Genomic DNA, 7,029 nt, shown 5'->3' on the forward strand with positions numbered 1-7,029 from the left:
CAATCCGGTACCAGTTGCACCGCAATAGGAGGTCTCAGTCCGGTGACGGTGTGTCAACGGGGCTGCGGCGGCGGAGCGCGATCCCGGTGGCGACGACGACTACACACATCAGGAGTGCCGCGCCGTCGGAGCGTGGCGGCGCCTCGTACGCGTAGGCAATGGTCGCGGCCTCGGCCCGGAAGGCTGCGTCGGGCGCGGTTGCGTCGACGTAGGCTCGCAGTCCGGACTCGTCCTGCAAGTACGTCGATGACGGATCGTGCTTGACGTACGTTGACGACACTGTCTCGATCTCGTGCTGCCCGATCGACATGAAGACCAGGGCAGTGAAAGGAATCGTCAACCCCAGCGTCGCTGCGACGGGATTCGACGGCAGAACGGATCCGAGCAGTAATCCCGATCCGAGGCCCAGCGTGACGATCCGGAGCAACAGAGCCAGTTCGTGTTCGCCGTCGAAGATCCACTCCGACAACGGGATCGCGGCCAGCAGAGCCAGGCCTGCGATCGTGCGATCCCGGTGTCGAGAACGCGACAACCCGAAGACGACCGCGATGATCGCGAGGGCAGCGATCACCAACGGCGAGGTTCGGTCACCGTCGAGAAAGAAGCGGTCGGTCAGATCCGCGAACACCGTCGTGGCGGCGGCTCCAACAGCGGTTGCAGCCCAAAGGAATCCGCCACTGCCTGAAGTTGTGTCCAGTCTCCTCACACAGAACCAGGTCAGGGTGAGGACGGCGACGGTGGACGCGACCATGACCAGCCAATCCGAAAACGTCGGTGGGTTCTCTTGCCGGTCGACGACCGAACTCAGAATCCGTTGGGTGATGGCGAGGCCGGTGACAACTGCCAGAGCGGCTGCGGCGACGCCCGGTTCGCTTTCGCTGATCCGCAATTCGGAGTCGTCTGTCACTGCGCACGCCACTGCGCAGATCAGGGTCAGCAACAGAAGTGCCCAGGCAGGTTCGCCGATGGACGACGTGCTGACGGGTATCAAATCGCCGGTGGACGATTGCGCGGCCAACCACGTCGACACCACGCCAATGATCAGCAGGTTGCGTCCGAGGCGGCTGTCCCACGATGCGGCGACAGCGCCGCCCAGGATGAGTCCGGCTGCAATGGTTTTGGCGAAACCCAGAACGCTCAGCAGATCAAGACCGACTTCTTCGGCGGCGAGGAATCTGATCAGAATCAACACGACGACGCCCGAGTACACAAACGCCCACGCACGCCTGCGAGAACCGCGGTGCTGGAGATACGCGCAGGCCCCTACGGCGACGATGGCACCCACCACGACGCTGGTGGATTGGCTGCTGATCCATTGGTCGATCTTCGACTGCGGTTCGGTAACAGGCCATCTCATTCGCGCTGGGTTCGTCAGCGCCACGGCGGCAAGGATTCCCGAGAGAAAGGCCGCGAGGGCGCCGGTCCATGACCGGAGGTCGATGGTCATCGGTCTGTCCCGATCAGGCGGTCTCGGTGGGTTCCGATACCTCGACGGGTGGGTGGGATCGTCGAAGGATCGCCGCACCACAGAAGCCGATGATCAGGGCGAAGAGGATTGCAGTGCCGACAGTCTGAGCGGTGACGTAGTCGACGGTGATTCCGATGCCGCGTCCAAATAATCCTCCGTCGCCGTGGGGAGAGACCGCATCGATGTCGAGCTGGCCTTGGATGTATATCGACGTCATCATCGGTGGGAAAGAGAGCTGATCGGTGAGAATGGCGATCGACGAGAAGGTCATCGCGGCAAAGGGAATGGCGATTCCGAGTGTGGCGTCGACCAGGCTGCCGGGAGCAAGGGAACCGAACAGTAAACCGGCGGCGAGGCCCAGCGCGGCGATCTTCAGCGCGATTGACCAGACGCCGTGCGCGGAGTCGAAGGGCAGTAGTTCTGACAGTGGAACCGCAACGAGAACGGCGATGGGCACGAAGTTTGGCACCTGCTTGTGCAGTCTCAATCCGACGGCAACCGGCAGGGCCGCGAAAAGCACCAGTACCCAAGGGGACTTCAGGTCTCCCCAGTGGCCGGAACCCTTCGCGATGTCGACGAAGAGCGGGGCCGACGCAGCGGCCAGTGCGGTTGCCGCCCAGAGGAACTTGCCACCAGCACCGGAGGCGTCGCCGAGGCGGTAAGCGGCGATCCACGTCAAGGCGAGCGCAGCGCCTGCCGCCAAAACCATGACGATCCAGGCGGTCGCCTCGGACGCGTATTGCTGGCGGTCGATCACGGCGCCGAGCACTCGATGCCCGATCGCCAGCGCGGTGATCACCACGAGAGCGATGCGGATTTCACCCGAGTCCGGCTTGCGAATCCGGAAGCCGGCTTGCGCGGTCACTGCACAGGCGATTGCTGCTGCGGCCGTGGCGCCGATCAGCCACCACGACGGCTCACCCACCGAAGACGTCGTCATCCTGGCTGTCCCACCGGCGAACGTGCGGATCGCGAGGAAGGTGGCGAGCACGCCGAGGAGTGTCGCGTTCTTCGTGGCAGTGCGGTCCCAACTGACGGCAACCACGCAGCCCAGAATGGTGCCGGCTGCAACACTTTTGACGATGATCAATGCGATCAGCAGGTCCAGTGACGCAACTTCGGGTACGACTGCCCGAACGATCGCGATGACGGCGACGCCGGCGGCGATCGCGATCCACGCCGCCCGACGGGACCCGCGACGTTGTGAGAGGGCGCAGGCAAGCACGGCGATCACGGCGCCGAGTCCGACAGCAGTCGGTCCGCTGCTGATCCAGCGATCTACTTCCGACGGGGAGGCCACGATGGCCCAGTCGCGAAGAACGGGATTGGTCAGGGCCAGCGCCGCGAGTATCCCGGACAGGAGTGCAGCGACGGTGGTGAGGATCGCTCGAAGGTCGAGTGGCATCGGGCCAACCTATCGCGGCGCCGCAACATCGGTCGTGGGCGGCGTGAGTGCCGGAAACCAGATGTCGGTGAGAACGTCTGCTGCGACGTCCGCACCCGCGGTGATCGCGCCCTGTTCCGCCCACCGAATGAAGAAGCGCTCGATCTGTGTCAGCAGGAGCTCGACCCGGAGTTTCGCCTCGTCGTGTCGGCTCTGCGGCCAGCGTGCCAGGTACGACGGCATCGCGTTGGGCAGTGCAGAGATGCCTTCACGTGCCAGTGTTCGGAATTCGGGTTCGAGGACCATGGCCTCGTCCCATGCCCGCATCATGTGGTGGTGATCGCGGCACCAGTCGAGAGCGCGGTTGATCCAGCCGGCGAATTCTTCGCGCGAACCGGAATCGAGTACGTGGTCGAGATCCTGGAATATCGCGAGCGTGCTGGATACGACCGTGTTCGAGCCGAGGGCCTTGAGTATGTCGATCTTGCCGGGGAAGTGCAGGTAGAAGGTGGCGCGGCTGCAACCGACCCGGCCGGCGATGTCCTCGACGGTGACAGCCGCGTATCCGCGTTCGGTGAAGAGCGCGCCGGCGGCATCCACGAGGTCTGCGCGGGTTCGCTGCTTCTGCTTCTCTCGCAGCGTCAGTCTGCCGGAGGTATCTGTCATTACCGGGATCCTAGTGCCGCGGGGGCTCTCACGGGTCAGTTGCACGAGACTCTCCGTCTTTCACTTGACAGCCCGTTAGTGAAAGCTACTCTGTGGTGTAGCGCACAATCGACCGATCAGAGGACGCCATGACCATCTCGGACACAACTCGCACGCCTGACCTACCGGCCGGATTCGACGTCACCGATCCTGCTGTCCTCGGGGAGCGGATCCCTTTCGAAGAATTCGCCGAACTGCGTCGAAGCGCGCCCGTGTGGTGGTGTGAGCAGCCGCCGACCGTTGGTGGATTCCAGGACGAGGGCTACTGGGTGGTCTCGCGTCACGCTGACGTCAAAGAGGTCAGCCAGCGCAGCGATGTGTTCTCGAGCTGGGAGAACACCGCGATCGCGCGTTTCGCCGACGACATGCCACGTGAGGCCGTCGAGATGCTCCGGCATCTTCTGCTCAACAAGGATGCGCCGGAGCACACCAAGCTCCGCAAGCTGATTTCGAAGCTGTTCACGCCGCGCGCGATCAACGGCATGCGCGACGAATTGGATCGTCGTGCGCGCAGCATCGTCGACACCGCTGTGAGCGAAGGCCCGGGCGACTTCGTGAAGCAGGTTGCCAGCGAGCTGCCGCTCCAGGCGATCGCGGATCTGATCGGTGTACCGCAGGACGATCGGGACAAGCTGTTCAAGTGGTCCAACGAGATGATGGGCTACGACGACCCGGAATACCAGGGTGATCCGGCAGTCGCGTCCACCGAGGTCCTCGGATACGCGTACCAAATGGCAGACGCGCGTCGTACCTGTCCGGCAGATGACATCGTCACGACTCTGGTCCAGGCCGACATCGACGGCGACTCCTTGAGCCCGGAGGAGTTCGGGTTCTTCGTGCTCATCCTGGCGGTCGCAGGGAACGAGACCACCCGCAACGCCATCACGCACGGAATGATCGCGTTCCTGGACAACCCCGAGCAGTGGGAGCTGTACAAGAAGGAACGTCCCAAGACGACGGCCGACGAGATCGTCCGTTGGGCGACACCGGTCACCGCGTTCCAGCGCACCGCGCTCGAGGACACCGAGCTGGCAGGAGTGTCGATCAAGAAGGGGCAGCGCGTGGTGATGCTGTACAGCTCCGCGAACTTCGACGAGGACGTATTCGAGAACCCGATGACGTTCGACATCACTCGTAACCCCAATCCGCACTTGGGCTTCGGCGGAACGGGCGCGCACTTCTGCATCGGTGCAAACCTCGCTCGCATGGAGATCGACTTGATGTTCAACGCGATTGCCGACAACGTCCCGGACATCACCAAGATCGGTGATCCGCGCCGTCTGCGCTCGGGTTGGATCAACGGCATCAAGGAGTTCCAGGTCGATTACAAGAGCACAGGCTGCCCGGTCGCTCACTAGAGTCGGTAGGTGAGAGGTACACCCCACGATCTCGAGGAGCCACCGCATGACTTCGATCAACGACAAGGCAACTGCTCTATTGGCGTTGCACCAGCCAGGTAACCCGGTCATTCTCCCGACGGTCTGGGACGCGTGGTCGGCGAATCTTGCGGTGGCTGCAGGTTTTGCAGCCCTGACGGTAGGCAGCCATCCGGTTTCCGATTCCATCGGCAAGCCGGACAACGAGGGCATCACCTTCGACGAACTTCTGCACCGGATCAAGCAGATCACCGGTGCGGTCGACGCCCCGATCTCGGTGGACATCGAGGGTGGTTACGGGCTCGAGCCGGCAGTTCTCATCGACGGGTTGATCGATGCCGGCGCTGTCGGACTCAACATCGAGGACACCGTCCACAGTGAAGGCGGACGCTTGCGTGAGGCGCAGGAGCACGCCGACTTCGTGGGTGGGCTTCGTCAGGCCGCCGACGCAGCCGGAGTTCACGTTGTCGTCAACGCGCGCACCGACCTGTTCGTGAAGCAGGTCGGTGACGAGTCCGATCGTGTCGATCGCGCCATCGCACGCCTCAAGCTGGCGGCCGACGCCGGCGCCGACGTTCTTTACCCCGTCGGGCGGCATGACGACGCGACCCAGCGCCGCCTGACGTCCGAACTTCCACTTCCGATCAATGCGATCGGAATCCCGGACCAGGACGATCCGGCAAGTTTCGGTCCGCTCGGAGTGGCACGTGTGAGCTTCGGTCCGTTCTTCCAGATGGCATTGGCCAACCGTGCGAACGAGATCTTGGGACGCTGGAAGTAAGAATGCAGACACTGATGTCGCCCGGCCCGCTTCTCGACGATCGTGGACATTTGGTCGAGACGGGTTGGGCCCCATCGGAAATTCGCAAGTATCGACGCTCTGCGATCACCGCTCCCAAGTTCCGGATCAAGGAGTGGGACTACTACTGCGTTCTCACTGCGGATTACGGCATCGCGTTGACCGTCGCCGACAACGGGTACATGGGCTTGCTCGGAGTCTCCTGGCTCGATTTCCGAACACCACACGAGATCACCGAAAACGTGATGCTGCCGTTCCCGATGGGAAGGCTCGGTCTGCCCGAAAGCGCGGACGACGGTGATGTGGTGGTGTCGAAAGGTAAAGCTCGCTTCGAGTTTCGCCATGTGGACGGTGGGCGCCACTTGATTGTCGACTACCCGGCTTTCGACGGTGGACGAGGTCTTCATGCCGATCTGTTCCTGGCGAGTCCTGCCGATGACCGGATGGTGATCGCCACACCGTTTCCGAAGGCGTCCCGATCGTTTTACTACAACCAGAAGATCAACTGCCTGCCCGCTGCCGGGACCGTGCGAATCGGGAGCGACGACTTCACATTTCGCTCGGAAGACTCGTTCGGCGTTCTCGATTGGGGCAGGGGAGTCTGGACTTACGACAACACCTGGTACTGGGGTTCTGCATCCGGACTGGTGAACGGCGAGCGGTTCGGATTCAACATCGGTTACGGCTTCGGCGACACTACGGCGGCCAGCGAGAACATCGTGTTTGTCGGCGGCCGGGCGCACAAACTGGACAGGATCGACTTCGGCATCCCGCAGGGAAAGTACGACGGCGCGCCGTGGAACTTCTCGAGCAACGATGGTCGCTTCGAGATGACTTTCGAGCCGATCATCGACCGTGCCGCGACTTTCGATGTCGGGGTGCTGCGTWCGATTCAGCATCAGGTGTTCGGAAAGTTCTCCGGCACAGTAATCCTCGACGACGGTACCTCCGTGGTGGTTCGAGATCTCCTCGGATTTGCCGAGGAGGTTCGGAACCGCTGGTAGGCCGTACGTCTCCGCGAAGATGACGGAACGCAGCATGAGCACCGGGGCATGATCGTGCCCCGGTGCTCGCGTTTTCAATTTGTGCCCGTTCAGGCTGCTGTCGGTGGGCTGTTCCCGCCGATCGGCTGTTGATATGGATCGATCGACATCGGTGGATAGAACACTGTTTTTCGGTCGGGGCCGATCTCGACCCGCCATTCGGTGTGGTGCAGTGTCCGATGATGATGACCGCACAACAAGATCAGGTTGTCGAGATCTGTTGGGCCACCATCGTTCCAGTGAACAATATGGTG

At 62.6% G+C, this 7,029-nt stretch carries 7 protein-coding genes; 3 read left to right on the forward strand and 4 right to left on the reverse strand.

The genetic code is table 11. The features are described 5' to 3' along the window. Positions 1-34: 34 nt before the first annotated feature. From AC1DWA_RS29475 to AC1DWA_RS29485, 3 genes are read right to left on the reverse strand one after another with little or no spacing between them, the layout of a single operon-like run. Positions 35-1,447, reverse strand: coding sequence for a hypothetical protein (locus AC1DWA_RS29475; RefSeq protein WP_477847949.1), 1,413 nt, complete (start codon positions 1,445-1,447; stop codon positions 35-37). Positions 1,448-1,460: 13 nt separating this feature from the next. Next, positions 1,461-2,873: a hypothetical protein gene (locus tag AC1DWA_RS29480; RefSeq protein WP_020968861.1), complete on the reverse strand. Its 1,413-nt coding sequence runs from the start codon at positions 2,871-2,873 to the stop codon at positions 1,461-1,463. Positions 2,874-2,882: 9 nt separating this feature from the next. Continuing rightward, positions 2,883-3,518, reverse strand: coding sequence for a TetR/AcrR family transcriptional regulator (locus AC1DWA_RS29485; protein WP_020968862.1), 636 nt, complete (start codon positions 3,516-3,518; stop codon positions 2,883-2,885). 128 nt (positions 3,519-3,646) lie between these two features. On the opposite strand from AC1DWA_RS29485, the gene AC1DWA_RS29490 reads away from it, so the two are divergent. From AC1DWA_RS29490 to AC1DWA_RS29500, 3 genes are read left to right on the forward strand one after another with little or no spacing between them, the layout of a single operon-like run. Continuing rightward, positions 3,647-4,915 carry a cytochrome P450 gene (locus AC1DWA_RS29490; protein ID WP_020906700.1) on the forward strand — a complete coding sequence of 423 codons (1,269 nt, stop codon included), beginning with the start codon at positions 3,647-3,649 and terminating at the stop codon, positions 4,913-4,915. Positions 4,916-4,961: 46 nt separating this feature from the next. Continuing rightward, complete coding sequence (locus AC1DWA_RS29495) at positions 4,962-5,714, forward strand: isocitrate lyase/PEP mutase family protein (protein ID WP_007730096.1); 753 nt, start codon at positions 4,962-4,964, stop codon at positions 5,712-5,714. 2 nt (positions 5,715-5,716) lie between these two features. Then, positions 5,717-6,736, forward strand: coding sequence for a DUF2804 domain-containing protein (locus tag AC1DWA_RS29500; RefSeq protein ID WP_477917392.1), 1,020 nt, complete (start codon positions 5,717-5,719; stop codon positions 6,734-6,736). An 89-nt stretch (positions 6,737-6,825) separates the two neighbouring features. Here AC1DWA_RS29500 and AC1DWA_RS29505 read toward each other — a convergent pair. Further along, on the reverse strand, positions 6,826-7,029 hold a 204-nt coding region (locus AC1DWA_RS29505; RefSeq protein ID WP_477917394.1), incomplete at its 5' end, for an HNH endonuclease signature motif containing protein.

The sequence above is a fragment of the Rhodococcus sp. P4_F3_2 genome (assembly GCF_056401335.1).